We start from the raw sequence: 26,240 nt of genomic DNA, 5'->3' as shown, positions 1-26,240 counted from the left end.
TCAAACTCTGCACCGTGGCCGATAACTTCGCTCAACTCGTCAAGCAGCAGGCCGACATCGTCAAGATCATCGGCGAGTACGTCAAGCTGCGCAAAACCGGTGCGCAGAACTACACCGGCCTCTGTCCTTTCCACAAAGAGAAGACCGGCTCCTTCTCCGTCAACGCCACGCACGGCTACTTCTACTGCTTCGGCTGCCACGAAAAAGGCGACGTCTTCACCTTCATACAGAAGCTCGAGAACCTCGGCTTCCGCGAAGCCGTCTATGCAGTCGCGCAGAAGGCAGGCATCCCGCTGCCCAAGCGCGAATTCACCTCACCCGAAGAAGCACGCGAAGCCGGCCTGCGCCGCCAGCTCATCGACATCCACGAAGCCGCGACGCAGTACTTCGAGGCCGCGCTCAAATCCTCCGAAGCCGCACGCGCTCGCGAGTACATGACCGGACGCGGCATCACGCCCGAGACTGTCCAGAAGTTCCGCATCGGCTACGCGCCCGACGACTACAACCACATGCGCAACGCCCTCGCGGCACACTTCCCTGAAGACGTCCTGCGCGCCAGCGGCCTCTTCTCTTCACGCGAATCCCCCGACGGCACGCCGCAGCCGCTCTACGCCCGCTTTCGCAAGCGCATCACCTTCCCCATCGCCAACGAGCAGGGCAAAACCATCGCCTTCACCGCCCGCGCGCTCGACTCGAAGGACGAAAAAGGCCGCGACATCGCCAAGTACCTCAACTCCCCCGAGACAGCGCTCTACACCAAGGGACAGGTGCTCTTCAATCTCGACAAGGCCAAGGGCGACATGCGCGCACACGATTTCGCGCTCCTCGTCGAAGGCCAGATGGACGCCATCAGCGTCTACATGGCGGGCATCCACAACGTCATCGCCACATCCGGTACAGCCTTCACCGAAGCCCAGGTACGCCTGCTCTCGCGCTTCACCAAACGCGCCGTCGTCAACTTCGACCCCGACACCGCCGGAGCCAACGCTGCCGAAAAATCCATCGCGCTGCTCACCGAAGAAGGCTTCGAAGTAAAAATTGTCACCCTCGAAGGCGGACTCGATCCCGACCGCTTTGTACGCGAGCAGGGCCTCGAGGCCTACATGGCCGCACTCCGCACCGCCAAACGTCACTCCGACTACCTCATCGACCGCGCCCGCACGCTGCACCCCGCGCGCACCGCCGACGCCAAGGTTAAGGCCATGAACTTCCTCCTCCCGCACATCCGCCGCATGCCCAGCGCGCTGCAGCGCGACGAGTTCGCCGCCGACGCCGCACAAAAGCTAGGCATCGACTCCGCCATCCTCCGCCAGGAGCTGCGCCAGGCCGCTGCACAACGCAGCGAAAGCGTCCGCTCCCACCAGCACGACCCCGCCAGCGAGACCGAACGCATCCTCCTCCGCGCCCTCGTACACGGCGAAGATGACCCAGCACGCCAGCTCGCCGCCGCCCACCTCGCCCAGCACCCGGAGTACTACGACGGCCTCCCCTCCGCGGGCGTCATCGAAGTCCTTGCCAACGCGCCCGCACCCGACAATCCACTCGACGCCGCGCCCGACCACGCAACCCGTGTTCTCCTCGCCCGCGCACTCGAACACTCCCACGACCCCGATGCACCCAACACCGCATCGCTCGCCGAACAGGTCGAAGACGCCCTCCACACCCTCGAGCACCGCGCCATGCAGCGCCGGCAGCGCGAGCTGCGCTCACAGATCGCCGAAGCCGAGCGTCGCGGCGACAGCGAAATGGTCACCCGCCTCACCCACGAACTCATCCAGCTCAACCGCAAGCTCCGCGAACATTGATCAATCCACCGCGATCCCTACGTTCATCAACACTTAGCAGAACGCTTTCACCGGCATTGCTACAATAACGGCGTGGGTCCAAACCCACACAGCCAATCTCCCCGAACGTTGGTGTAACCAAAACTTCTTCCTATCGCTCTTTACATTGCAATACGCTCTTCTGTTGCGCGTCTCGCTCGCCAATAGAATTGCGCTGATTCTCTCTGAACCACGATGACCGTAGATTCCTCGACAAAACGACGGCTCGCGATCGGCTTCATCACCAACTGGATCTCGCGTCTGGGCACGACCATTGTCCAGCTTGTCCAGGTCCCCATCTTCCTTCACTTCTGGAACGTTGCGCTTTACGGCGAATGGATGATCGTCAGCGCCGTCCCCAACTACCTCAACGTCAGCAGCACCGGCTTCGGCAACGTAGCCGGCAACGAAATGACGATGATGGCGGCGCGTGGAGATCGCGAAGGCGCGCTGCGTGTCTTTCAGAGCTGCTGGTGGCTTATCACCTTCATCTGTGCCACCTGCATTCTGCTCCTCGCCATCGTCCTCTATTTCTTTCCCGCGGCCAGCTGGCTCAAGCTCCACGCCATCGGCCCCGTCGACGCCAAGTGGATCATCTTTTACCTCGGCTGCTCCGTCCTGCTCAGTCAGCTGGAAACCCTTCTTCAGGCCTCCTATCGCTGCGTAGGCCGTTATTCCTATGGATCGCTGCTCAAGAGCGCCTTTTCGCTCACCGCCTTCGCCGTCATGTTCGTCGTCGTCTGCCTCGGCGGAGGCGCCCGCGCCGCAGCACTCTCCTACGCGCTCGCCAACGGCTTCTTCACCTTCGTTCTCTGCATCATGGTCCGCCGCGAGATCCCCTGGATCCGTTTCGGCTGGACCCATGCCCGCCTCTCCGAAATTCGCCGCCTCGTCGGCCCCGCCATCGCCTTCATGGCCTTCCCGCTGGGCAACGCCCTCAATCTGCAGGGAACGATTCTCGCCGTCGGCTACGCACTCGGACCCACCGCCGTCGTCATCTTTGGAACCGCCCGCACCGTCTCGCGCGTCGCGCTGCAGGTCTTTCAGATGGTCAACAACACCTTCTGGCCCGAGCTTTCCATCGCCTTCGGAGCGAACAATATCGGCCTCATCCGAACGCTTCACCGCAGGTCCTGCCAGATGGCGCTCATCATCGCCGTCTCCATGGTGCTGGCCATGCTCACATTCGGCCCCTGGTTCCTCACCCACTGGACCCGCGGCCACGTTCCTCCCAGCCGCGGACTACTGGCCATCCTGCTGCTCGTCGTCATCGCCAATGCACTCTGGTCCACCAGCTCGACGCTGCTGACCGCCGTCAACCGCCACCAGACGCTGGCCTCGTGGTATCTCTTCGGAACCAGCGTGACCGTCATCATCACCTACATCACGGCAAAGTATCTCGGACTGGAATGGGCCGCTGCCTCGCTGCTCATCTCCGAGATCATCATGAACATGTACGTCCTTCCCACCTCGCTCAAGCTCTCCGAGGACAACTTCCCTGCCTTCCTCAAAAGCCTGACGCACTACCCCCATTCCCTGCGTCCCGCCGCTCTATTGCGCCACCTGCGCCGCGCACCCGCCACCGACCTCAATCCACCCGAAGAGAGCGTCTAGAACACCTCGACATTGGTAAGCAAAGTGTCATTCCGAGCGGAGTGCGAAGCACGCAGCCGAGGAGCGGGGTCCCCAGCGAGCTTGCTCGTTGGGGTGAAAGGAACCCCCGCATTTCGTCCGTGGAGCCACAAATGCCACGCGCATTGACACCCCGGTAAACGCACCATATACCTTCTTGCATTGAAATCTTCTCTCCGGGAAGGTCTTCTGTGCATAGAATCGCTCCCGCTCTAGTTGCGTTCGCAACCGTCCTCACCGCACCCGCCGCTCTTCTGGCTCAGGCCACCGCGATCAATCCCTCAAGCCTCCCACGCATCGCCACCATCGACCCACGCTTCCAGGGCTACAACATCGAGATGGTCGAGATCACCGGCGGACGCTTCTGGGCTCCCTACAAACAACAGGGCAAACCCCAGACCGACGACAGCTCGAGGCTCTCCGTGCCCGCCGGCATGGACCCCTCCCTCTATCGCTACCGCCAGCCCATCGACCTCTACAACGCAAAGCTCCGTAAACTAGCCTCTGCCCTCGGCCCCGCCTACGTCCGCGTCAGCGGAACCTGGGCCAACTCCACCTACTTCCACGACGCCGCGACACCCGCGCCGGAGAAACCGCCCACCGGATTCGGCAGCATCCTCACCCGCAAGCAGTGGAAGGGCGTCCTCGACTTCACCAAATCAGTCGACGGCAGCCTCGTCACCTCCTTCGCCGTCAGCCAGGGCGTCCGCGACACCAACGGCGTCTGGACACCCACCGAAGCAAAGAAACTACTCGACTTCACCCGCGCCAGCGGCGGCAACATCGCCGCGGCCGAAATGTTCAACGAACCCACCTTCGCCTCCATCGGCGGCGTCCCCAAAGGCTACGACGCCCAGTCCTACGGACGCGACTACAAAGCCTTCCACGCCTATATCTCCAGGGCCGCACCCAGGATGACCATCCTCGGCCCCGGCTCCGTCGGCGAGCTTGGCTTCTCCGCAACGCCGCCCATCGGCCTCACCCTGCTCAAAACCACTGACATGCTCGACGCCGCGGGCATCGAAGGACTCAGCGCCTTCTCCTACCACTTCTACGGAGGCGTCTCTCAGCGCTGCCAGCGTCCCGGCCAGCGCTCCAAAGACACCGTCGACACCGCGCTCACCGACGACTGGCTCTCCCGCACCGTCCGCGACGAAGAGTTCTACGCCAGACTCCGCGACCAGTACCTCCCCGGCAAACCCCTCTGGCTCACCGAAACCGGCGAAGCCGCCTGCGGAGGCGACCCCTGGGCCGCGACCTTCATCGACACCTTCCGCTACCTCAACCAGCTCGGCATCCTCGCCCGCCACAACGTCCAGGCCGTCATCCACAACACCCTCGCCGCAAGCGACTACGCCCTCATCGACGAAGACACCCTCACCCCACGGCCCAACTACTGGGCTGCCCTGCTCTGGCGCCGCTTCATGGGAACCACCGTCCTCGACGCCACACCTACGGCAGAAGGAAGCCAGGCTGCTCCCGGCGTCTACCTTTACGCCCACTGCCTCCGCAATCCAACCCGAAGCCCGCGAAACTCCGGCGGAGTCGCCCTGCTGGCCATCAACGCCAACCGCAACGCCTCCCACAACATCACCCTCCCACAGGCCTCCGAGCGCTATACCCTCTCCTCCGACAACCTCACCAGTACCCAGGTCGCCCTCAACGGAGTCACCCTCGCCCTCGACCCCAAAGGCAACCTTCCCACCTTAACCGGAACCCCCACCCCAGCCGGCGACACCACCCTGGCCCCCGCCACCATCACCTTCTTCACCCTTGAGAAAGCCAACAACCCAGCCTGCCGCAGATGAGGGCCTGTTATAATTTTCGTTATAACAAGGAGGATTATGGCGACCACAACGAAGATCATGGCAATCGGAAACTCCTCCGGGATCATTCTCCCTAAAGAGGTCATGGCCAGGCTCCACGTCGAGCGTGGCGACCATGTCTTCATCGTCGAGACGCCTAACGGTGTCGAACTGACTCCCTATGACGAAGATTTCGCAGAGACGATGGAGATAGCCCGCAACGTGATGCGCGAGAACCGGGATGTCCTGCGCAAGTTGGCGAAATAACGGATGACGGAACCTCGATGGATTTCCAAGGCTTCAGTCCTGGGAATTCACAGCGAACAACTCACCGAGCACGGCGGCTCTATTGGCGTCCGCGATGAGGGTCTGCTCGAATCTGCCCTCTGCAAGTCGCGTAATGTCTTTGCCTACCAGCCAGATTGCGATCTCGCTCGTCTCGCCGCGTCCTACGCCTATGGCATCGCTCGCAATCACCCGTTTATTGATGGCAACAAACGCACTGCCTTGGTTGTCGCAGAAACCTTTCTTCGAAAGAACGGCATTGCCATCGTTTCTGCTCCCGAAGAAAAATATTTCACCTTCCTGCACCTTGCCGAAGGCACCCTCTCCGAGGAGGAGTTAGCCGCGTGGTTCCGCTCCCACGCCGAGCATATCTAAGACCGTAGAGGCAATAAATACGCTGACCAACCCAAGATAGCGAGCGTATCATCTTTCGCATTGGAGAACTGACCGATGCCGTTAACTCCCGCATTCTATTCAATAAATCAGGCTAAGAAACCGCTTAGAGATAGGGTTTATCACAACAATACGAAGTGCGCTCCCGGACGGGATATACCACTTAATGAGAGAAAGTTCGGCACGGTGGGGCATCTGTGCCAGCACTGCAAGAACTACAACGCATTGAAACTATAGTCGCTTGCATAAAAGCTAGACCGCTCAAGCTGTCCCGTGCTGAACGCAAGGCAATCGCCCAACGAGCCGCTAAGCAGCGTTGGGCGAGATGAAGGTTGTTGAATAGAGAACATGGCTGTACGGGCTATGGACTCAAGAAGGCTGATGGACTAGCCTAGTTTGGGAACGACGACCACAACGGTTCCGTCACTGCTAGTAACAGTGACAATTACTCGCCGGGTCTCTATGCGTACTTTGATGGTGGGCATAGTTGGGTTGTTTTCTCCTTTCGAGCCACCTTATCTGCGATGGGGTGGCTCTCTAATTTGCAGAATCGCTCACAGACTTGGGGACGACAATCGCTACTTGGATGGTTCCCTTGTCGTCGGCGCTGGCCTGATAAATCAAATTGAAGATTCCTGCTGCTGTTTGCAGCCATTGTTGACGCCCCTGTTGTGTCCATTCCGTGGCAACTTCGGGCAATGTTTTGAGTAACCCTTGAATGAATGGGTGAAGATCACCACCTCCCGTTCCCCCAGAGTTGGAGGTCTTCTTGTCGTGTATTTTGGGAGTATCGAGAGGAATATCCGCACCCTTCTCTTTAGCGACCCGTTCCAGCGTTCCCAAGACCGGATAAACGAGTTTAGTGGTGCCGTATGCAAAGAATCCTGCTTCCTTGGCCGAACGCTGAAAAGCTTGACGTGCCTTATCCTTCTGCTTGGCGGCCACTCCCAAGTTGACCATTGCTCCTTCAAGGCCCACATTGCCCGGAAGCATCTTGTTCTTGTATTGCTCGTAGATAGCGTTATAGAGAGGCACCTTTAGGAACGCTTCGGCCTTTGCTTCACGCTCGGTATCTGGATCAAAAAGCTTCGAACCTAAATCAGTGAGGCTTGCTGAACCCTGCGTGTAAGTGATTAACCCAAAGGTTCTCGCAGCCATGAGCTTTACACGGAAACCGCCACCCGTAGCGGATTGATTGAGGTGTCCAGCAAGCTGATCTATCTGGCAAGTCGAGCCTAGTTCAAACACCCCCTTCGCAATCTTGGTCGCTTCGTCAAGACTGAAGTAGGGGAACTCAATTCGTGAACGCTCCCGCTCCCCCTTATCGGCCTTTTCCGGTGTGATTTCAGGCGATTCCGCCTTCACTACCCCTTCGGTTGTCATAGCTGGGCTCCCTTCGATCGAAATGAGGATATACCACTAAAAGTCATTCCGCAATAAAAATAATGATAATTATTCCAATAATGCGGGTTGCCTAATACTCCCTCTCCTTGATCGCTCGGGCGCGGTATATTCTCATTATGAACTCGGCGGCTACTCCAAAAACACTCGCCGAGGGCTGTTCGCCACTATTCCGACGTGCAGACCTGCATCAAGACCGTAAACTATTCAAATCAATGCCGCGCCACCGAACCACCGACCCCGGATACACCAATCCCCACGGCCAGACCGTCATCCGCCGCACCGGTTTTCCCTCCGAAACCTTCCCCGGCCAGACCATCTACCATCTCCGCTGTACCCACTGCGGACACGACTACGGAGCCAACGGCACCGACATCCACGCCCGCCGCTGCCCCCGCCACCAGAACGGAGCCAAAGGCGAGCCCCTCCGCACCCCGCCGCCGAATCTTTTCTCCACCGAACCCGTCTAAATATTGTGGTATCCTGTGATTCGCTGGGGAAGTGTGCCCTCGATATGCCCTGACCTCATGAGATAGGTCATCCGGCTGGCCAAAGCGGTCATCACCGCTACCTGCTCCCTGACACCACGGAAACAACCCAGGGATAACTGCGCCCCGAGGCCGTAAAACCTCGCCTGAGCGGCATCCCACTTAAAGAAAAATTTTGCAGGAGCGCGCACCCTCGTGGCTGAAGAAATCGATAAGTACGAAGACGACATAGAAGACAAGCTCATTGAGACCGGGAAGGAAAAGGGCTATCTCACCTACGGCGAGGTCAATGACCTGTTGCCCGGCGACATCACCTCACCCGACGATCTCGACGACCTTCTCACCACCATCAACACTCAGGGCATCGATGTCCTCTCAGGCGACAAGTTCGACCGCGACCGCGGCGACAAGTACGACTCCGAGATGGGCGAAGAGTCCGAAGACGTCGAGCTCGACCTCTCCCCCGGACAGCTGGAGAAGACCAACGATCCCGTCCGCATGTACCTCCGCGAGATGGGCACCGTCCCGCTGCTCACCCGCGAGGGCGAAGTCGAAATCGCCAAGCGTATCGAGCGCGGCCAGCTCCGCGTCATGAAGGCCATCTCGCGCTCGCCCATCGTCATTCGCGAGATCACCGCCCTCGGCGAAGACCTCCGCCGCGGCGTCCGCAACATCAAGGAAGTCGTCACCTTCGACGAGGAAGAGCTCACCGAAGAGATCCTGCAGGCCCGCGTCAAGCACACCGTCGGCCGCATCGACCACATCCTTAAGCACCAGAAGAAGATCGCCGCACTCGAAGAAAAGCTCGAAGCCCCGCACGGCAAGGATGCCAAGGCCAAGGCCCGCGATCAGCGCAAGACCCGCTGGCTCATCGGCCGCGAGCACGTCTACATCAACCGCATCGTCCGCGAGCTCAAGTACACCAACGCCGAGAAGAAGCGCCTCCTCGACAAGGTCAACAAGACCGTCGACTCCATGCGCACCCTCGAGCGCCAGATCAAGACCCTCGAGACCAAGCACGAAGCCTCCAAGTCCGAAGAGCTTCGCAAGGAGTACAAGCGCCAGCAGAAAAACTGCCGCGCCGACCTCGACCAGCTCGAAAAGGACGCCGGCATCTCCATCGCCGAGCTCAAGCGCACGCAGCGCGAGATGATTCAGGGCGACATGGACGCCGAGAAGGCCAAGCGCGAGCTCATCGAAGCCAACCTCCGCCTCGTCGTCTCCATCGCCAAGAAGTACACCAACCGCGGCCTCCAGTTCCTCGACCTCATTCAGGAGGGCAACATCGGCCTCATGAAGGCGGTCGACAAATTCGAGTACCGTCGCGGTTACAAATTCTCGACCTACGCGACGTGGTGGATCCGTCAGGCCATCACCCGCGCCATCGCCGACCAGGCACGCACCATCCGCATCCCGGTGCACATGATCGAGACCATCAACAAGCTCATCCGCACCTCGCGTCAGCTCGTGCAGGAGCTTGGCCGCGAAGCCTCTTCCGAAGAGATCGCCCGCCGCATGGACATCCCCGTCGCGAAGGTCCGCAAGGTCCTCAAGATCGCGCAGGAGCCCATCTCGCTCGAGACCCCCATCGGAGAAGAGGAAGACTCGCACTTAGGCGACTTCATCGAAGACCGCATGGCCGTCTCGCCGTCGGACGCGGTCATCAGCGTCAACCTCAAGGAGTACACCTCGCAGGTCCTCCGCACCCTGACGCCGCGCGAAGAGCGCGTCATCAAGATGCGCTTCGGCCTCGAAGACGGCTCCGAACACACGCTCGAAGAGGTAGGCCAGTCCTTCCAGGTCACCCGCGAGCGCATCCGCCAGATCGAAGCCAAAGCCCTCCGCAAACTCCGCCACCCAAGCCGCAGCCGCAAGCTGAAGGCCTTCGTCGACGGAGTCAAAGAAGTCTAAGAACGCTGTATCGGTCCAAAAGAGAAAGAACGCGACATTTCTCGCGGTCTTTCTCTTTTTTCTGCTCTCATGTATTCGAATAGTAGGACCACCAGAGTGGAAAACAATGAGCATAAAAGCTTCCATCGAAATAATCCTTGACGAGTACCCCAAAGCCTCACAGCAAGCCTTCAAAGAGAATCCCGCAGCTATTTTTTTGCGTAACGATTTTCCAGAAGAAGTTGCTTCTTTGATCGAGGGAGATGAACGTTATCAAGTAGAGGGAAGTGCCGGAAGAGGTGTTTGGACCAAAGTTCCTTGGCTGGCCATTTTCGACATCACAGTCACCTCAAGCGCACAAGATGGTTACTACATTGTCTTTCTCTTCAAAGAGGATTTCAGCGGCGTTTACCTTTCTCTCAATCAGGGTGTTACGACTGTAAAAGAACAATATGGAGCAGAGGCTAAAGAAGCACTTAGAGCAAGGTCGCAAGGCTTTTTAGCAGTGCTCGGAGATAAAACACGTCAGATGATCAAAGGACAACTAGATTTGGTATCGAGCGAAAGCTCAGGTCTGGGGACCTACTATGAACACGGAAACATTTGCGCAATCTACTATGAACGAAACGAATTGCCTACTGATGATGTCTTTAGACGCGATTTGAAAACGTTTCTGTCTTTATACAAAGACCTTGTGCTGCAAGACTTACATCCTTCTTCGATTTCGAGGGAAGAAGATGAGAGCGAACTCGGAACTGAACAGCTCATTGTTCTTCGAGACCACAAGCGCCTTGAACGAAATAATGCACTCGCGAAAAAGGCAAAGAAGATTCATGGGTTCTCTTGTCAGGCATGCGGATTTGATTTCGTGAAAGCTTATGGCTCGATAGGTGAGAATTTCATAGAAGCTCATCACCTCACGCCACTTTCTGAACTAAAAGGACATATCGTTACGCTAGATCCACGAAAGGATTTCTGTGTCCTCTGCGCAAATTGTCATCGGATGATTCATAGAACCTTATTCATTGGGAATATTTATGAATTTGCTCAAACCCATATCGTCCCACACCGGTGATTAAAATCCTCCGAATGCCTACTCGTGTCCCATCCATGACCGACCAAGCCGGATCATCCAAACCCTTGGGCTACGCCACCACAGCAGGCTTCACCGCTGCCACCGGTGCATCGGCAGCGATCTTCTCGAACGCACTATTGATCGTGTCCTGAGGGTTTTTCGAGGCGACATGCATCCGGCGCGTCGTCTTCGCCGCCGTCTGGCAGAGCTGATAGCTGTTCGGGAGAGTCTCTTTTGCACGAAAAATCGCTTCAGAACGCATGCATGCCTCCGGTACTTCGTTTACGGCGGATCAGTTTGTCTCTGCTCTGAAGCGCGGATGAACTGCAGTGTCTCGACCGTCCACAGGCGATTGCCGCGAACCTATCGAGAGTTCAGTCTATACCGTCCCGGCCCCACAGGCGTCTGCGATATAAGATCATGCGAGCCTTCCACCCGAACCATTAAGATTCATCCAACCGATATGCCCACCGAAACACGCTTCTTCGACATCGCCGCCCTCGCCCGCACGCTGCCCGAGACCGCCGAGACCATGCTCACCGACCTCCGCCTCACCGACGAGCGCGACGCCAGCTGCCGCATCTTTCGCGTCTACCGCCCCGTGCCCGCGCACTACCACACCAGCTCCGACGAGTATCTCTACGTCCTCACCGGCCGCGCCGAAATCCACATCCAGGACTCCGAGCCGCGCATCATCGGTCCCGGCGAACTCGTCTTCTTCAAAAAGAACACCGTCCACGCCATGCCGCGCCTCGTCGAAGAACCCTACACCGTGCTCGCCATCGACACCCCGCGCCGCCCACCCGACGACATCCACTTCGTCAACCCAGCCGAAGGCACTCCCGCCAGCTTCATCAAAACCTACTAGCCGCATCCACATCCCAAATGCGCCTGCCCCACCTTCGTCCGCACACTGGACGAAGATGGACTCGCATTGCCGCCTATTGAAGGAAATCCGAAGGCGCAACGCTCCACCAGCCCGAGCCGAAAACCTGTCAAGCCCCAAAAATTGCAACTCCCTCATTCCAAAGCAAATAAACCCCTAAAAATCTGCCGATCAGTTTCCTTCAATTCGCTACACTTAAATCAGCAAATAAAGAAAAGCCCCGGATAAAAGTCCGGGGCTAACTCGTTCAGAATCAATATTTTTAGGGCTAACTCCCCTGTTTGGAATATTTTAGCCTGTGCAAATCGCACAATCCAAACAAAACAAACGCCTTACAGAACCTAGGTGGGGGGAGGGGTACCCCCACAAAGCGGCCAATTTATCATGGAAGAAGTGACTTACACCATCGCAGCCTTCTATCGCTTCGTCCGCCTCGCCGATCCATCCGCGTTGCGCGAAGAGCTGCGTACCAGCTTTGCCGATACCGATCTGCTCGGCACCACGCTGATCGCCCCCGAAGGCGTGAACGGCACGATGTCTGGCTCCGCCGCAACCATCCAGCGCTTCCTGCACCTGCTCGCCGAGCGCACCGGACTCGATCTCGCCGAAGTCAAATACTCCGCCTCCGATGAGCCGCCCTTCAAGCGCCTCAAGTTCAAGGTCAAGGCCGAAATCATTACCTTCCGCAACGTCGCCATCGACCCCACGAAGCCCGGTCAATACGTCGAGCCCGAAAAGTGGAACGCCCTCATCGCCGACCCCGAAGTCCTCGTCCTCGACACCCGCAACACCTACGAAAGCGAAGCAGGCACGTTCGAGGGAGCCATCACGCCTCCGCTAGAAAAATTCTCCGACTTCGTCGCCTACGTACGCGAAAATCTCGACGCCACCCAGCATCGCAAAGTAGCGATGTTCTGCACCGGAGGCATCCGCTGCGAGAAGGCCTCCGCCTTCATGCTGCAGGAAGGCTTCCCCGAGGTCTACCACCTGAAAGGCGGCATCCTGAAATACCTCGAAGAGACGCCGCAGCAGGAAAGCAAGTGGCAAGGCGGCTGCTACGTCTTCGACGAGCGCGAGCCCGTCGATCATCAGACCTTCGAAGATCCAACTGCCTCGCGCACGCCCAGGTAACGCGCACTGAGCCAGCGCCGCACTGGCTCGTCATACAGCTTCAGACATGCGTACGCAATCGCGATCGCAACCACAAACAGTAGCACTCCCATCGGCGCACTCTGTGCAAGCGGAGGCTTCCGATCGATGACCCACGCGGTGTACGTATAAATAAGCGCGTAATGCGTGATGTAGAGCGGATAGGAAATAGCACCCAGAAACCGGCAGACCTTTTCCTCCAGGCCGCCACGCACGTTGCCGCCCGCGCCCATCGCCACGATGACAGGGAAGATGACGATGATGGCAAAAGCCTCGTAGATGCCATTCATCCAAAGGTGATGATGGCCGCCGATTCTGGGAATGCCGAAGGCCGCAAGCAGAAGCAGACTGCACCACAGAAAAGCTCCACGCACATGGATGCGTCGGCCCATACGCATCAGCAGCATGCCAGCCAGAAACGGAAACAGGAGACGCGCAAAACCGATATGCAGCTGCTCACCGTTGATCGTCCAGCCGCCGATCACATCGCCGCGCGGTCCCAGTACCAGCAGATGCACCAGAAGTCCGGCAGATAGCACGACAAGCACCGACAGCACTTTGTTCGACACCTTGCGCAGGCCAAGTGCATACAGGATGTTCGCAACATACTCAAAGAAGAGCGACCATGCGGGACCATCCAGAGGATGCATCTCCTGCCAGCCACGAATATCCATCGAAGGCAGCAGAGGAATCATGGTGCAGCCAACGAGCATCACCACCACGAGCTTCCAGACCGGCGTCGTCGCGATCAGCGGAAACGACGGTCCTGCCTGCAGGTAGAAGAACAGCGCGCCGATAATGTTGCCCATCACCACCATGGGCTGCAGGCGGATGAGACGGCGCTTGTAGAACTCCCATGTGGTCATGCGGCTCCAGCGATCGTCATAGGCATAAGCCACGACAAATCCTGAGAGCAGAAAGAAGAAATCGACAGCGAGATAACCGTGATTGAACGGATGCGTGAAGGCGTTGCCGAAATGAAAGGCCTCGAGGATATGGAAGAGGACAACGGCCATGGCCGCCACGCCGCGCAGGCCATCGAGAATTTCATAATGCGCTTTCGGCTGCATCAATGCGGATTGCTGGCTCATCGATGCCCACCAGCATACGACACTTACGGCGAACCCGTATGTCGCACGAGTGCTCTCAACCTCCTCAGGAGAAACCTAGTAGAAGTACGGCGTCTTCGCGGTCCACGGCGACTTCGGATACTGCTTATGCAATATCGTGAAGGCCTCTTTGCTCACTGCCTTTTGCTCCGCTCCGGCAGCTTCGGGCGCGATGTAGCATCCGTAGCGCGTCGCTCTTACGGTAAGCGCCAATGCTTCGGCAGCGTCCTTGTCGTCAGGATGCGCCTTCACATAATCGATCGCGCGGCGGCCGACCCACACGACGCCGAACGGAAGAGCATTCAGTCGCTTCGTCTCATCGGCCGCAGCCGTCTTCTCCGTGGCAGGAAGGAAGCTCATCGGCATTGCAATCACCTTGGGTTTATCGCTTGCGGAGTTGTATTCGGTCGGTCCGTCGCCCCACTTCGAGCACCACCAGTTATCGCGGAAGCTATCGAGCGTGCGGAAGCTGACCGAGCGCTGCACGCCCTGCTCAAGAAACGGCCGCACACCTGGATTACGCAGCAGCGCCAGCGTTGTGGGAAAGCCTGTGTCGCCCACGGACTTCTGCAGCGGCTCCGGCAACATCGACACCGTTGCTTTCAGGGTAGCCTCGTCGTTGAGGCCCAGCGCGCGCAACCACGCAGCCATGGCAATCGCCTCGCGGAGATGCGCAGGAAGCTCCTCCGCCTTCGTCGCCTCGACCCAGCGAGCCAGCGGAAGCTGCCGATTGAACGCCTCAATCGTATCCCAGTCGAACTGCAACGCGGGAATCTTCTCTACGCAACCCGGAGCCTTCTGCGTGCTGCCACAGAGCGCATTCCCGGCAGACTGCGACATGCCTCCATCCGTAGCGATTGTCGTGCGCGGTGCGTCAGCCAGAAATTCCGCATAGCTGGTCGCTGTCTGTATGCGCAGGCCAAGCAGGGCGTTGCGTGCAGAGTCCGTGCCTTCGCCGCTAAGCCCGGACAGCACGCTCGTCGTCAGCTTGCGCGCACTCGCCGGATCGTTCGAAGCCAGCATGAGACGCGCTCGCTCGTAGCTCACTGTCACATACGATGGAGAACTCGCCGGGACCTTCGCCGCGGCATTCAGCAGATCGGCATTCGCTCCATCGCCGGTCTTTGCTGCCATCAGCGCCGCAACCAGCCACGGCATGGTGCGCCTGGATCTCCACTCTGCGGCTGCATCTACTTTGGCTCCGCTGTGGCCTATCCAACGCAGCAGATCGGCATCACCAGTAACGTTGTGCCCGGTTAGAAAGAGCAGGTCTCCCAGATGCTGCGCGAAGTCGGCGTCAGAAGCGGGCCCGGCGAGTGCATTGGCCGAATCGTCAAGCCGCCTGGCCGGATCGAGCCGTACCTCAATAAATCCAAGTTCTGCCTGCGCGGCGTGCTTCATGCGCGCATCGCCGTTAGCGGCCACCTTTCCAAGACGGGCCTGCGCTTTGCGTAACAGCTCCGGATCGAACTGGGACTGCTCACCCCATTCCGCCTGGGGCTTTGCCATCGCCGCCTTGCGTACCTCAGAGCGCGCGGCCAAATACTCTCCCCATGGGCTCCACGGCGAGTTGGTATCTTTACCCACGGCTTCGAATGCGGCGATAGCGCCGTCATAGTCACCGGCGTAAAACTTCGCGGCGGCAAGCTGGTATTCGCGATCCATCTTCAACAACGCGCTGGCATTGGCAGGTGCAGGCTGAGGCGTCTCGCCGGCCTTGGAACAGTTTGAGAAGACGGCATCCTGCCCACGCAACCAGTCGGCAAGATCGGCGCTGCCGGCACCCCACTGTTTCGTGCGCGAGGCCAGCGCCGCTTTCGCAGCGACAAAAGCATCGTCGGGACAGTTCAGTAAATCGGTGGTCTGAACGTATCCATTGCGCTGGGTTTCGAGCGCCTTCTCCTGCGCAATCTCGGGTGTTGTCTTCACGTCTACCTTCAACACAGCTGCACGTGCGGCGCGCCACTGATTCATCGGCTTTGCTGCCTCTTCGGCATCGTGCCGCGCCTGCCAGGTCGGTTCGTTGTAACTCACGGCAGGAAGACCGACATAAACTGCTTTCTCTGCATCGCTCAGCTTGCCACCGATCAGATAGCGGTACGCGACGACCTGATCGATGCGAGCGTATCCCGGCTGCAGCACGCCAAGCCTGCCCGACGCAAATGCCGCTGTGCTCTCTGGATGCACAGGTGGGACGAAGACCTCCGGCTCAAAGTCCGGCCCACATGCCACAACAATTAATAGCGGCACGGCCGCTGCCAGCGCCGCCGCTCCGGCCAGTGTCCCTATGCTCTTCGCTCGCAATGCCTTCACCATAGCTCTCTCACCGTCTCCTCGAGGCCGTCACGCTGCCAGCCTCTGTCTGCAAACACATACACTCTTCGCCTTGCCAGCTCGCGCGGCCACGCTTCGCGCGTCGAGATGCCAACCGCATCCATACACTTCGGCTCGCGAAGAAGAAACTCTCTTGCGACGTCACGCAGCTGATTCGGAGCAAACTGACGCCGGTCCGGCTCCATGCGGAAGAGCATCGGCACCGCCTCGTCCACCGGCAGATCATGCAGCCACGCGTTGTCGTAGCTGCACCACGAGGCAAGCGCCGTCATCGAAAGCGGCATCTTCGCCGGCAGCTTCAAGCGCACGCGAGCGAGCACACTGCGATACCACACTCTCTCGGAGGCTTTCGCATCGAAATCAATCTGCAATGCAGCACTGCTTTGCGAAACAGCTTCCACAATCGCCGCGGCCGCTAATTCGGCGGTAGCATCTGTCAGCTCCGCTCCTTCACCCGTCTCAATACGAACGACCGGAATCCGCACCAATTCCTCTGCTGCAGGAAGTAATAAGCCCTGATGCCGTGGAGTCACAGCAAGGCCATGCGCATCGAGGACGACCGTTTTTGTCAGATAGGCGATGGCTGTCGAACGAGGATCGATGGCGCGCAGGTCTTCACGCCTCTCCCATGCCCAAACCGTCAGACGGGGAAGCTGTCGCATGCGTGAGGTCGCCACAGCAGACACGCCTGGAGTCGCCGCGCTCTTCAGCGCACATAGCCCTGCCGTCAGCAGGGCACAACTTGTCCATCGCTTCAGATGCAGTCGCATCGAAACCAACAATGCGGCATGCACATGGAAAGGTCAAGTTGCATTCCTACCGTCGCCTATCTTTACAAGATCGATGCATATTTTTGATGAACCGCAATATGTATCGCCAAGTACAAACGCATCTGCGATGATGGAGGCAAAAGGACCTTACCGGAAGATGACGCCAACTCCGCTGGAGACCTGCTCGCTCCAACGCTGGCACGCAGAAGCATGGCTGCGTCGGCTATGGCCTGTCTATTGTTTGCTGGTTATCCTGGCCGCCTTCGGCTACGCACGCTTTGACCCTTATCAGATTGATGGCGACGCGGTGTCCTATATGGATATCGGCGACCTGATCCGCTCGCACCAGTGGGCCGGCATCGTCAACGGATACTGGCATCCGCTCTATCCAGCCGCGCTTGCTCTGGGTCACAGCCTCTTTCACTCAACGCGTTATACCGAGCTGCCTGCGTACTACATGGTGAACTTCGCCATCTTCCTGCTGGAGATGATAGCCGTCGTCGCGTTTACGGATGCCATCATCCGACTGCGTGACTCTCGCGCTACGCTTGCGGGCGATACTCCGTCCTCGCCCTTTCTGCTGGGCCGCTATCCGCTACGCTACCTCGGACTCGCTTTGCTGGTGATCGCCTCGCAGCGCGAGCTTTCTATCGGTAAGGTACGTCCTGACGCATTGCTGCAGGCGCTGCTGCTCTTTGGATTCGCCGCTCTTCTTACGAACCTTGCGACAGGCAGGCTGCATTATGTAGCCCTTATGGGGGCCTCGTTCGGACTGGCCTTCCTCACCAAGTCCTTTGCATTCCCAGTTACATTGATCTCCGTCGCATTGCTGGCACTCTTCTCGTGGCTGTGGCAGCGTCAATCGCTCGGCCGTGTCTTTATCAAGGCGGCGATTGGGTTAACATGTTTCGCTCTTGTCGCTGGACCCTACATCGCTGCGCTCTCCAAACAAAAGCACCGCCTGGACTTCGGTGACTCCGGCAGTCTGAACTATGCCTGGTATGTTGCGGGCACCGAGAAGATGCACCTGCAGAACGGCACACCGCAGCTCTACGGCACCTCCGACGTCCACCTCCTTCATCCTGAGAAGGTCATCTACACGTCGCCACTGGTCGTCAGCTATAAAGAGTTTCCCTACGGCACCTATCCCGCCTGGTTCGACGCAACATATTGGAACGACAGCATCAAGCCGCACATGAACATCAAAGGGCAGCTTCGCACCTGGGCGCGCGAGGCCGTGCTCATCGTCCGCTATCTGCTGAATCATCCCGAAGGGTGGTTGCTCTTCGGTCTGTTGCTGCTGCTGGGTGCGCGTCCCGATCTCTGCCGCCGCCTAGCAGGGAATGGCTTCTGGGTGATCCCGCTGTTGCTCGGCATTGCGATCTTCGCAATCTACGGCATGGTGAATGTGGAAGAGCGCTACGTCACGGTCGGATACCTCGCCATCCTCCTTACGCTGTTTGCGTCGTTGCGTTCGACCCGCGAAGCAGCGGCTATCTCCGTTTCATCTGCCCTGATCCTCCTGCTGGCTTTTCTATCTCTGGGCGAGTCTGTCCGCCGCGTCGCCGAACTGCGTCGTGACGAGAGCTCAAGCGGGCTTCCGGCAAGCTGGTATGACCCGGAGATATTTCAGGCAGCTAGAGCTATCAATCAACTTGGAGTCGGACCTGGAGATACCGTCGCCTGCGCAGGTGTTCACGCCTGCCTCCATACCCATTACTGGGCGCGGCTGGCTGGCGTCCGCATCCAGTCTGAGATCGATTTCCCCACACCGCATCTTTATGCACCGCGGACTGCTCCTCATATGAAAGAAGCCATTGAAGCGGCGCAGCGAGATGGCGCACGCATCCTCGTCGGCTATTTCGATCCCGTTCAGATGAGAGAAACCGATCCGGCAACCGCAGGTTGGGTCTCGCTGGGCGATACAGACTTCTATGCTCTCCTGCTGAATCCTGCTCCTGCAGCTGTACCAATGGAAAAGGCGACCTTACCCAAGCCATGAATACACTCCCCATGCATTCAATTCGCAACGCTTCTGACGTATTGCAGTGCCACGTATGAACGAACTTACTGTCACCATCCTGATGCCCTGCCTGAACGAGGCTGAGACGCTGGCCTACTGCGTTCGCCAGGCGGTTGCTGCGCTGCGCGATAACAACGTTGATGGCGAGGTATTGATCGCAGATAACGGTTCGACCGACGGTTCGCAGAAGATCGCCGTGGAAGAGGGCGCACGCGTCGTCGACGTTCCCATTCGCGGCTACGGCGCAGCGTTGATGCATGGCATTATGGCCGCACACGGCAAGTATGTGCTGATGGCCGACGCCGACGCCAGCTATGACTTCGGACATTTGCCGCGCTTCCTCGAAAAGCTGGATCAGGGCAATGATTTGGTAATGGGCAATCGCTTCAAGGGAGAGATCAAACCCGGGGCCATGCCTCCGCTGCATAAATATCTCGGCAATCCGGTGCTCAGCTTTATCGGCCGGCTTTTCTTCGACATTCCTGTCGGCGACTTCCACTGCGGCATACGGGCCATGCGCCGCGACGCGATCCTGGGCCTCGACCTACACACGACGGGGATGGAGTATGCCAGCGAGATGGTCGTTCGTTCGTCGCTGGCCGGATTGAAGATCGCCGAAGTCCCGACGACGCTCTCGCCTGACGGACGCAGCCGTGCGCCGCACCTGCGTACGTGGCGTGACGGCTGGAGGCACCTGCGCTTTCTTCTGCTCTATAGCCCGCGCTGGCTCTTCCTGTATCCGGGCATCCTCAGCTTCTGCGTTGGCCTTGTTCTATCGCTCTGGCTGATTCAGGGGCCGCAGACGCTGGGCGGCAGAACCTTCGATGTCGATACGCTTACGTACGCACTCTTTCTCGTCATCATCGGAGCGCATATCTCAGTCTTCGCCGTCAGTGCGAAGGTCTTCGGCACACAGGAGGGCTTTCTGCCGATAGAGCCGCGCTATGAGCGCATCTTCCAATACATCACGCTCGAGACAGGCCTTGTCTTCGGCTGTTTCCTGCTCCTTCTCGGAGCAGGTCTGTTTGGATACGCAGTCCACCTGTGGCACCTGGCTGGATATGGCGACCTGTCGCCGCAGCGCATGCTGCGCCTTACATTGCCCTCCGCCACATGCATCATGCTTGGCGTCGAAGCCATCTTCGGCAGCTTCTTCCTCAGCCTGCTGGGAATGAAGCGCCGCTGAATCTACGCCCGAGCCGCAGGAGTGAACCCGTCGCAACCGCTGATGGGCGTCACTTTAAGGTGAAGCATGGCGAACTTGGGATGGCCGCACTCGTCCAGCATCTCGGCGTCTGCCTTCTTGCTGGTCATGATCGTCACCAGCGCCTTTTCGTGGGGATGGCTCTCACCAAAGTGAGAACACAGACCGCATTGCCCTGTATGAATCGCCTGCATAGAACCTCCCTGTATGGCATCAGAGGCGCCGCGACAGCAGAAGCGTTGCCTCTGCGTGGCCATATTTGTAGCGACGACGTTACTCCGTTTCTGCCAGGGCTGTAAATAAACAGCGAAGCCACGCGCAGAATTAACGTAATAAACATTACGACCGATGACGTCTTTATTCGACGACCTGGGTCTAACAGATCGTTACCGGTAAATTCAGCTATTTGGGAACCGTTTCGGGCGGTACCGCGTATGGATCTTTGATAGAAAGTTTTGTCGCTGGCACGGAGCAAACGAAAGATGGCCTTCACCGATCCGCTTTATACCGCGAACATGACGCCGCATCAGCGCGCCTGGTTCTATGCCGAGTACGAGCAGGCCAGCCGCGACGAAGTCGTGGGCGTGCTGCTTGCCCTGTTTCTTGGCAGCTTCGGTATCCATCATTTCTATCTGCGCCGCAATGGGTTAGGTATCCTCTATCTGCTTTTTTGCTGGACCGGTATACCAGCCATCCTGGGCTTTATCGAAGCATTTTTTATGCCCGGACGCGTGCGCGCTTACAACGCCGAGCAGGCTGCTTATATCTCAAGCCAAATCATCCAGGGAACAAACCCGCAGTATATGCAGACCGTCCAGCCAAATTTTCCTTGCCCGGCCTGCGGCGGTGCGGTCTCTCCTGGAGCGGGTTTCTGCCCGCACTGCGGTACCGTACTCGTCGCAAGAAGCTAACCACGTCGTTCTACTGCCACGCGATCATGCTCGTCTTCGCGTGATCGAACTCCACAAAGGGCTGTCCGTCTGCGCCAGTCAATATCTTCGCCGCTGTGCCGTTCACCGTCGCGCTCGCGGGATGCATATTGCGGAACCGCACGATGATATGTGCAGCGGCGTCGCCTGCAATCTTCAGTGACGAGGCCTCGCGCTCGATCTTTCTTCCCTCGAAGTCCGTGATCTGCGCGCTGGCTCCATCGATCACTTCGTAGACGCGGCGGTCATCCATCGCTTTCACGGCCTTGTTGCCGCTCTCCGACTGCGGCACCAGCGTCATTACGTCCTCGGGAATCTTCGGGATCACCGCGCCTGCACGCGCATAAACCGGAATCTGGTCGACAGCGGCGTCGACAAGGATCGTTCTGCCACCAGAAACACGGGCGCCGGTCCAGTAGTCCACCCACTCACCCGCGGGCAGGTAGACGGTGCGGCGAGTGTTCTCGCTGACGACGGGAGCGACCAGCAGATCAGGCCCGAACATGTATTCGTCTCGCGACTCGCGTGCCTGCTGGTCGTTCTGATAGAGCAGCGCCAACGCCCGCATGATCGGCATGCCTGTCTTTGCTGCCTCCTGCGCTGCGGCGTAACGATACGGAAACAGGCTCATGTGCAGCACCGAAAACTTTTTGAACGTCGCCAGCGCCTGCTCTTTGTAGTCCCACGGCCCAACGTTGGCCTGCGAGAGCACCTCCATCGCAGGCGAAAACGCCGCATACTCCGTCCATCGCTGGAAGAGCACGGGGTCGGGCGTCGAGGCCGTCTTCAGGTAGCCACCTGCATCGGCGGTCCACAGCGGCATGCCGCTCATCCCTGCTCCCAGACCGGCCATGACGACGGTCGGCAGGCCATTCTCTGGCGAGAAGCTGGACTCGTTATCGCCTCCCCACAACATGCCGATGCCGTTGGCTCCCTGCGTGACCGAACGGCAGAAAAGCACGCCGTTGCCCTTCAGGTCCTTCTGCATCAGCTCTTCCATCGCGTTGTTGTAGAGCACGGCATAGCGATTGCGCATCAGCCGCGGGTCGGTACCATCGGCGAACTTCACCGGAGCATTCACAAAATTGCCTTCGGCGTCGTCGTCTTTGAAGCCGTCCGCTCCCGCCTGGATCGCCTGCCGTACCTGGCCCTGCCACCAGGCCTTCGCCGACGGATTGGTGAAGTCGATCAGCGACCCCTGCCCCTTCCACCAGCGGCCCACGTAGGGGCTGCCGTCGAGGTTCTTCACGAAGTAGCCGTTGCCTGCTGCCTCGTCGTAGTTCTCCGACTTCTCTGCCATCTTGCTCTCGAAGCCTTTCTCGCGCGGCGGGTCCGACTTCGAGTTGATCCACGATGTATGCCACAGCACCAATTTGTAACCATTGGCGTGGATGTATTTCACCATCGACGGAGCATCGTCAAACTGCTTCGGGTTGAATTTGTAACTGTTGTAGGCCGTTGTCCACGGCGAATCGATCAGGATGACGCTTGCGGGAATTCCTAGCGCGCGGGCCTTGTCCACGTCTTCCTTCACCTGTGCGTCGTTCTGGTGGTAGTCGCGGCCGATCCACGGCGCGAACGCCCAGTAAGGCGGCAGCATCGAGCGCCCGGCAAGCGCGGTGAAGTGATCGAGGATCTTCGGGAACTCAGGGCCGGCAAAGAGAACAACGCGCAGTTTTTCCGCAGGCACATCGACAACCACCTCCTGCTCGCTCGACGCATTCATGTCGAAGGTCGCATCCGCTGTTGTGTCCACCCACAGCCCGTAGCCAGTGGTGCTCATAAAGAACGGCATCGGCTTGTACGTCGAGCCGCCCTTGGCGTGGCTGTTGTCGGTCGAGACATTCCGTACCACGGTGTGCGTGTGGTTCAGCGTGTTGAAGTGCTCGCCCAGCCCGTAGTAGTTGGCCGCATCATGGATGCGGACGCGCCAGTAACCTACGGTGTACGCCACACTCGTCACCTCGTAAACACCGGGCGAGAGCAGCTTCAGGTGCACCTTGCTGGTGGGGACCGGCGCTCCTTCGAACTCGAAGTCGCCCAGCTCCAGCGAACGGCCGCCAGGCAACGTCAGTGCGAGTGTGTTCGGATCACGGCGCACCAGTTCGGCAATGGGAGCCTCCGCCGTTCGCCCTGCCGGAGCGGGAACCGGCTGCGTCTGAGGAGATACATCCTGTGCTGCCGCCACCATCGACGCCATCATCAGCGCCACGCCGAACCTCACGCTCCACTCGATCCTCATACTGCACCGCTCCGTTCTCGTTTCAAAAGCAAAGAAAAAGGCCCCGTCAATGGGGACCCTTCTCTCACATCCTTTGTAACAGTATCGGCCGGTTGTTGCAGCAGCTAATCAACAGACGGCGATTTAGATGCCGCCAGTCTTGTCGTGGTCGAGCTGAGCCTGGTAGCCCTTCTCGAAGCTGTTGCGGTAGGCGTCCTTCTGCTGGCCCTTTACCGGGGGGTTCTTGTACAGGTGCGAGGACTTCGCATCGATCTTGCGCTTGGCGGCCTTGTCCAGCTTCGCGGCCTCGATGCCGTCGTGGTAGGCCTGCTGCGACTCGGTTCCGGCGGGCGGAGTGTTCCAGTCCTGGGCCTGGGTCGCATTCTGCTGTGTGTTTTGGGCGAGCACAAAAGCCGAGGTGCCGCTCATAAGAGTCACTGCGATCAGTGACGTTGCAATCCGTTTACAGTTCATGTTGTCCTCATGGGCAGGAGTCCCGATTCGGTTCCGAACTCCCAAGGCGCACGACGCGGTGCGCCTTCATCAGCCGACATGTAAGATACACGGACTTGATGAAGGGTTGCAAAGAATTTGCGCTACAACTGCGGTGTTACGCTTCGTTTGTTTACGAAGCGGTTACAAATCACCGGCTGGCCCGCACCTGATTTTCGCCCTATAGATTGCAGCGTCAATAGTTACATATTCCCCGGGCAGCGGAGTTACATGTTTGTGTGGCCGGCGCGCATATCCTCGTTGAAGCTCGGCTTGATGAACTTCAGCGTGGACTCCATCTCGGCCAGGTAACCGTCGCGGTGCCCCATCAGGGCCTCGGTCGGCGTGGCGAACTCGGTGTCAGCCGCCAGACGGATAACGCCTTCGGCAGCAACAGCCTCGGCCATCTTCTTCAGATCGTCGACGGTCGTGTTCAGGTACTGGGCATCGCGCGGATCGGCCAGCCAGACCGGCTCGCCTCCGCCCAGCATGCCAGACAACCAGAAGACCTTGGCTGCGAGGAACTCCTGGCGCTGCGACTCCGTGGTGTCGTTGAAAATAAAGCGCTTCTGCTTAGAGCTGTAGTAGCGCGTCGTCACCGGGACGGGCTGGCGGTTGCCGCTCTTGACCAGCTCAATCTGGCCCTGGTCGGTGGTCTTACGGATCGCGTTGTAGATAAAGCTCTCGGCGAAGGGTTGTTCGAGCGCAGCGACGACCTCAGCGAAGGTACGCGTCATCGAGGCCGAGACCTTGGCATGCAGCACACTCTCATTACCGTCCTCGAGGCGGGCCTCGCCGTGGACGATGTAGGTATCGGCGCCTGATGTGGAGGCGTGGAAAGGCCACTCAAACTTGCCGAAGCTCAGTGGAAGACCGTGCATCGTCAGATAACAATCCGGGCGCGGGTTCTTCAGGCGGGTAGCGGACTCCTGAAGGTAGCTGTCGACCACATTCTTGAGCGGTCCCTGCGAAAAGTCGAAGGCCGCGCTCAGCTCAAGGGTCTGCTTCCTGGCGGGGTTCAAGGCCAGGCCAAGAGTAAACCGCGCTGTTGGGCCGCCGGAGAAGTCCTTGCCTTCTTCGCTCCCAACTACAACCAGCCCGGCTGCCTTTGCTGCCGCTTCCACCTGTCCTGCCAACGCCGTCTGCGCTACTGTGCTCATCTGCCCTGTCTTCCCTGATTCAGTTTTTCCGTAACCCTTCTATTTTACCGTCAAAACGCAGGTTTTTCGCGAAACCGGGCAGAACAGGCCGAAGCAGCGCTTCGTTGCCGGTTCGGGTACGTGGCGCGCGTGGACGGCGATCCACATCATCTCCACAGCGTGGGCTGCGTAGAATCGCACTCACTTATGTCCGTGTTGATGCTTACTCGCCGCTCTGCTCTTGCCTCGTTCGCCGCTATTGTTGCGAATCCGCGCTCGCTTTTTGCTCACTCCAACGACCTTTCGGCTACGCTGGCTGCGCTGGAGACACGAAGCAAGGGCCGGCTTGGCGTCTCGATTGTGTTTCCTTCGGGCGAGCGGATGACGCATCGCGGAGACGAGCGGTTTGCGATGTGCAGCACGTTCAAGTTTCTGGCGGCGACGATCGTGCTGAAGCGCGTGGATACCGGCAAGGAGCATCTGGACCGCGCGATCCGCTTTACGAAGGCCGATCTGGTGAGCTACTCGCCGGAGACGGAGAAGCATGTGGGCGAAGGCCACATGACGGTCGCCGAGTTGTGCAAGGCAATGCTGACGCAGAGCGACAATACGGCGGCCAACCTGCTGCTGGCGAGCTTTGGTGGACCGCCTGCAGTGACAGCTTTTGTGCGGTCGATCGGCGACAAGGTGACGCGTCTGGACCGCAATGAGACGTCGCTGAACGAAGGAACGCCAGGCGATCCTCGCGATACGACGACGCCGGATGCGATGGTGGGGAATTTGAAGCGCATTCTGTTCGGCAATGTGCTGAAGCCCGCATCGCTTCAGCAGCTTACCGACTGGATGCTGGCGAATACGACCGGTAAGACGAAGTTTGTGGCCGGTTTGCCGCCGACCTGGAAGGTGGCCGACAAGACAGGCGCGGGCGATCATGGTTCGAATAACGATATCGGCGTGCTGTATCCGCCAGCCGGAAAACCGATCCTGATTGCTTCGTATATTACGGAGTCTCCGCTGACAACGGAGGAGAAGAATGCGATCCACGCCGAGGTCGCGAGAGCGATTGCGGCGGGGGTGTAGCCCCCCTCTATATTTTTCGTAAAGTCTTTGTTTTGTTTTTGTTGTGCGATTTGCACAGGCTAAAATATTCCAACCAGGGGAGTTATCCCTAAAAATATTGATTCTGAATGAG

23 protein-coding genes are annotated in these 26,240 nt (G+C 58.8%); 14 read left to right on the top strand and 9 right to left on the bottom strand.

Annotation, left to right across the window (positions count from 1 at the left end; all coding sequences use genetic code 11):
- Window positions 1–14: 14 nt before the first annotated feature.
- From dnaG to KFE13_RS11495, 5 genes are all read left to right on the top strand, one after another.
- Window positions 15–1,805, top strand: coding sequence for a DNA primase (dnaG, locus tag KFE13_RS11515; protein ID WP_260703270.1), 1,791 nt, complete (start codon window positions 15–17; stop codon window positions 1,803–1,805).
- 213 nt (window positions 1,806–2,018) lie between these two features.
- The gene (locus KFE13_RS11510; RefSeq protein ID WP_260703269.1) at window positions 2,019–3,437 is read left to right on the top strand and encodes a lipopolysaccharide biosynthesis protein; all 1,419 of its coding nucleotides are present in this window, start codon (window positions 2,019–2,021) and stop codon (window positions 3,435–3,437) included.
- Between the two features lie 209 nt (window positions 3,438–3,646).
- Window positions 3,647–5,263 (top strand): glycosyl hydrolase family 79 N-terminal domain-containing protein, encoded by a 1,617-nt coding sequence (locus KFE13_RS11505; RefSeq protein WP_260703268.1) that lies wholly within the window; start codon window positions 3,647–3,649, stop codon window positions 5,261–5,263.
- Window positions 5,264–5,299: 36 nt separating this feature from the next.
- Complete coding sequence (locus KFE13_RS11500; RefSeq protein ID WP_260703267.1) at window positions 5,300–5,527, top strand: AbrB/MazE/SpoVT family DNA-binding domain-containing protein; 228 nt, start codon at window positions 5,300–5,302, stop codon at window positions 5,525–5,527.
- Window positions 5,528–5,530: 3 nt separating this feature from the next.
- Window positions 5,531–5,920 carry a type II toxin-antitoxin system death-on-curing family toxin gene (locus KFE13_RS11495; protein ID WP_260703266.1) on the top strand — a complete coding sequence of 130 codons (390 nt, stop codon included), beginning with the start codon at window positions 5,531–5,533 and terminating at the stop codon, window positions 5,918–5,920.
- A gap of 555 nt (window positions 5,921–6,475) precedes the next feature.
- Here the strand turns inward: KFE13_RS11495 and KFE13_RS11490 are convergent.
- The gene (locus tag KFE13_RS11490) at window positions 6,476–7,321 is read right to left on the bottom strand and encodes a hypothetical protein (RefSeq protein ID WP_260703265.1); all 846 of its coding nucleotides are present in this window, start codon (window positions 7,319–7,321) and stop codon (window positions 6,476–6,478) included.
- A gap of 233 nt (window positions 7,322–7,554) precedes the next feature.
- Here KFE13_RS11490 and KFE13_RS11485 point away from each other — a divergent pair, with 233 nt between their 5' ends.
- The 3 genes from KFE13_RS11485 to KFE13_RS11475 all read left to right on the top strand — a co-directional run bounded on the left by KFE13_RS11485 (window position 7,555) and on the right by KFE13_RS11475 (window position 10,792).
- The gene (locus KFE13_RS11485) at window positions 7,555–7,809 is read left to right on the top strand and encodes a hypothetical protein (RefSeq protein ID WP_260703264.1); all 255 of its coding nucleotides are present in this window, start codon (window positions 7,555–7,557) and stop codon (window positions 7,807–7,809) included.
- A gap of 213 nt (window positions 7,810–8,022) precedes the next feature.
- Window positions 8,023–9,738: an RNA polymerase sigma factor RpoD gene (rpoD, locus tag KFE13_RS11480; RefSeq protein ID WP_260703263.1), complete on the top strand. Its 1,716-nt coding sequence runs from the start codon at window positions 8,023–8,025 to the stop codon at window positions 9,736–9,738.
- A 106-nt stretch (window positions 9,739–9,844) separates the two neighbouring features.
- On the top strand, window positions 9,845–10,792 hold the full coding sequence (locus KFE13_RS11475; RefSeq protein ID WP_260703262.1) for an MrcB family domain-containing protein: 948 nt from the start codon (window positions 9,845–9,847) through the stop codon (window positions 10,790–10,792).
- Window positions 10,793–10,862: 70 nt separating this feature from the next.
- Here the strand turns inward: KFE13_RS11475 and KFE13_RS11470 are convergent, their stop codons facing one another.
- A complete protein-coding gene (locus KFE13_RS11470) occupies window positions 10,863–11,054 on the bottom strand; it encodes a DNA-directed RNA polymerase subunit omega (RefSeq protein WP_260703261.1) in 192 nt (63 codons plus the stop codon).
- 201 nt (window positions 11,055–11,255) lie between these two features.
- Between KFE13_RS11470 and KFE13_RS11465 the strand changes: the two genes are divergently transcribed.
- Window positions 11,256–11,660 carry a cupin domain-containing protein gene (locus KFE13_RS11465; protein WP_260703260.1) on the top strand — a complete coding sequence of 135 codons (405 nt, stop codon included), beginning with the start codon at window positions 11,256–11,258 and terminating at the stop codon, window positions 11,658–11,660.
- 402 nt (window positions 11,661–12,062) lie between these two features.
- On the top strand, window positions 12,063–12,809 hold the full coding sequence (gene trhO, locus KFE13_RS11460) for an oxygen-dependent tRNA uridine(34) hydroxylase TrhO (RefSeq protein ID WP_260703259.1): 747 nt from the start codon (window positions 12,063–12,065) through the stop codon (window positions 12,807–12,809).
- Here the strand turns inward: trhO and KFE13_RS11455 are convergent.
- The 3 genes from KFE13_RS11455 to KFE13_RS11445 form a co-directional block, all read right to left on the bottom strand.
- Window positions 12,767–13,918, bottom strand: a complete 1,152-nt coding sequence (locus tag KFE13_RS11455; RefSeq protein WP_260703258.1) for an acyltransferase family protein — start codon at window positions 13,916–13,918, stop codon at window positions 12,767–12,769. The two genes, trhO and KFE13_RS11455, sit on opposite strands and share 43 nt — an antisense overlap.
- Window positions 13,919–13,993: 75 nt before the next feature.
- On the bottom strand, window positions 13,994–16,252 hold the full coding sequence (locus KFE13_RS11450) for a hypothetical protein (RefSeq protein WP_260703257.1): 2,259 nt from the start codon (window positions 16,250–16,252) through the stop codon (window positions 13,994–13,996).
- Window positions 16,246–17,040, bottom strand: a complete 795-nt coding sequence (locus KFE13_RS11445) for a hypothetical protein (protein ID WP_260703256.1) — start codon at window positions 17,038–17,040, stop codon at window positions 16,246–16,248. Before KFE13_RS11445 ends, KFE13_RS11450 begins: the two co-directional genes overlap by 7 nt.
- Window positions 17,041–17,167: 127 nt before the next feature.
- On the opposite strand from KFE13_RS11445, the gene KFE13_RS11440 reads away from it, so the two are divergent.
- Window positions 17,168–19,042, top strand: coding sequence for a hypothetical protein (locus tag KFE13_RS11440; RefSeq protein ID WP_260703255.1), 1,875 nt, complete (start codon window positions 17,168–17,170; stop codon window positions 19,040–19,042).
- 55 nt (window positions 19,043–19,097) lie between these two features.
- Window positions 19,098–20,249 carry a glycosyltransferase family 2 protein gene (locus tag KFE13_RS11435; protein WP_260703254.1) on the top strand — a complete coding sequence of 384 codons (1,152 nt, stop codon included), beginning with the start codon at window positions 19,098–19,100 and terminating at the stop codon, window positions 20,247–20,249.
- Window positions 20,250–20,251: 2 nt separating this feature from the next.
- Here the strand turns inward: KFE13_RS11435 and KFE13_RS11430 are convergent, their stop codons facing one another.
- On the bottom strand, window positions 20,252–20,461 hold the full coding sequence (locus tag KFE13_RS11430) for a hypothetical protein (protein ID WP_260703253.1): 210 nt from the start codon (window positions 20,459–20,461) through the stop codon (window positions 20,252–20,254).
- A 288-nt stretch (window positions 20,462–20,749) separates the two neighbouring features.
- Between KFE13_RS11430 and KFE13_RS11425 the strand changes: the two genes are divergently transcribed.
- Window positions 20,750–21,178: an NINE protein gene (locus KFE13_RS11425; protein ID WP_260703252.1), complete on the top strand. Its 429-nt coding sequence runs from the start codon at window positions 20,750–20,752 to the stop codon at window positions 21,176–21,178.
- A 10-nt stretch (window positions 21,179–21,188) separates the two neighbouring features.
- On the opposite strand, the gene KFE13_RS11420 is transcribed toward KFE13_RS11425, so the two are convergent.
- The 3 genes from KFE13_RS11420 to KFE13_RS11410 all read right to left on the bottom strand — a co-directional run bounded on the left by KFE13_RS11420 (window position 21,189) and on the right by KFE13_RS11410 (window position 25,069).
- Window positions 21,189–23,438 (bottom strand): TIM-barrel domain-containing protein, encoded by a 2,250-nt coding sequence (locus KFE13_RS11420; protein ID WP_260703251.1) that lies wholly within the window; start codon window positions 23,436–23,438, stop codon window positions 21,189–21,191.
- A gap of 123 nt (window positions 23,439–23,561) precedes the next feature.
- The gene (locus KFE13_RS11415) at window positions 23,562–23,891 is read right to left on the bottom strand and encodes a hypothetical protein (RefSeq protein ID WP_260703250.1); all 330 of its coding nucleotides are present in this window, start codon (window positions 23,889–23,891) and stop codon (window positions 23,562–23,564) included.
- A 245-nt stretch (window positions 23,892–24,136) separates the two neighbouring features.
- Window positions 24,137–25,069 carry a hypothetical protein gene (locus KFE13_RS11410; protein ID WP_260703249.1) on the bottom strand — a complete coding sequence of 311 codons (933 nt, stop codon included), beginning with the start codon at window positions 25,067–25,069 and terminating at the stop codon, window positions 24,137–24,139.
- A 198-nt stretch (window positions 25,070–25,267) separates the two neighbouring features.
- Between KFE13_RS11410 and bla the strand changes: the two genes are divergently transcribed.
- Complete coding sequence (bla, locus tag KFE13_RS11405) at window positions 25,268–26,128, top strand: class A beta-lactamase (protein WP_390891619.1); 861 nt, start codon at window positions 25,268–25,270, stop codon at window positions 26,126–26,128.
- Window positions 26,129–26,240 lie beyond the last annotated feature (112 nt).

The organism is Edaphobacter flagellatus (assembly GCF_025264665.1).
Taxonomy (GTDB): Bacteria; Acidobacteriota; Terriglobia; order Terriglobales; family Acidobacteriaceae; genus Edaphobacter; species Edaphobacter flagellatus.
This window is presented reverse-complemented; position numbering and strand designations above follow the sequence as displayed.

Bases quoted from the DNA above. Each gene is read 5' to 3' on its own strand.
- KFE13_RS11430 (WP_260703253.1), bottom strand. From the start codon at position 20,461: ATGCAGGCGATTCATACAGGGCAATGCGGTCTGTGTTCTCACTTTGGT.
- KFE13_RS11440 (WP_260703255.1), top strand. From the start codon at position 17,168: ATGATGGAGGCAAAAGGACCTTACCGGAAGATGACGCCAACTCCGCTG.
- KFE13_RS11425 (WP_260703252.1), top strand. From the start codon at position 20,750: ATGGCCTTCACCGATCCGCTTTATACCGCGAACATGACGCCGCATCAG.
- KFE13_RS11445 (WP_260703256.1), bottom strand. From the start codon at position 17,040: ATGCGACTGCATCTGAAGCGATGGACAAGTTGTGCCCTGCTGACGGCA.
- KFE13_RS11495 (WP_260703266.1), top strand. From the start codon at position 5,531: ATGACGGAACCTCGATGGATTTCCAAGGCTTCAGTCCTGGGAATTCAC.
- KFE13_RS11435 (WP_260703254.1), top strand. From the start codon at position 19,098: ATGAACGAACTTACTGTCACCATCCTGATGCCCTGCCTGAACGAGGCT.
- KFE13_RS11455 (WP_260703258.1), bottom strand. From the start codon at position 13,918: ATGAGCCAGCAATCCGCATTGATGCAGCCGAAAGCGCATTATGAAATT.
- KFE13_RS11470 (WP_260703261.1), bottom strand. From the start codon at position 11,054: ATGCGTTCTGAAGCGATTTTTCGTGCAAAAGAGACTCTCCCGAACAGC.
- KFE13_RS11485 (WP_260703264.1), top strand. From the start codon at position 7,555: ATGCCGCGCCACCGAACCACCGACCCCGGATACACCAATCCCCACGGC.
- KFE13_RS11510 (WP_260703269.1), top strand. From the start codon at position 2,019: ATGACCGTAGATTCCTCGACAAAACGACGGCTCGCGATCGGCTTCATC.
- KFE13_RS11420 (WP_260703251.1), bottom strand. From the start codon at position 23,438: ATGAGGATCGAGTGGAGCGTGAGGTTCGGCGTGGCGCTGATGATGGCG.
- KFE13_RS11500 (WP_260703267.1), top strand. From the start codon at position 5,300: ATGGCGACCACAACGAAGATCATGGCAATCGGAAACTCCTCCGGGATC.
- KFE13_RS11450 (WP_260703257.1), bottom strand. From the start codon at position 16,252: ATGGTGAAGGCATTGCGAGCGAAGAGCATAGGGACACTGGCCGGAGCG.
- KFE13_RS11475 (WP_260703262.1), top strand. From the start codon at position 9,845: ATGAGCATAAAAGCTTCCATCGAAATAATCCTTGACGAGTACCCCAAA.
- KFE13_RS11490 (WP_260703265.1), bottom strand. From the start codon at position 7,321: ATGACAACCGAAGGGGTAGTGAAGGCGGAATCGCCTGAAATCACACCG.
- bla (WP_390891619.1), top strand. From the start codon at position 25,268: ATGCTTACTCGCCGCTCTGCTCTTGCCTCGTTCGCCGCTATTGTTGCG.
- trhO (WP_260703259.1), top strand. From the start codon at position 12,063: ATGGAAGAAGTGACTTACACCATCGCAGCCTTCTATCGCTTCGTCCGC.
- KFE13_RS11415 (WP_260703250.1), bottom strand. From the start codon at position 23,891: ATGAACTGTAAACGGATTGCAACGTCACTGATCGCAGTGACTCTTATG.
- KFE13_RS11410 (WP_260703249.1), bottom strand. From the start codon at position 25,069: ATGAGCACAGTAGCGCAGACGGCGTTGGCAGGACAGGTGGAAGCGGCA.
- KFE13_RS11465 (WP_260703260.1), top strand. From the start codon at position 11,256: ATGCCCACCGAAACACGCTTCTTCGACATCGCCGCCCTCGCCCGCACG.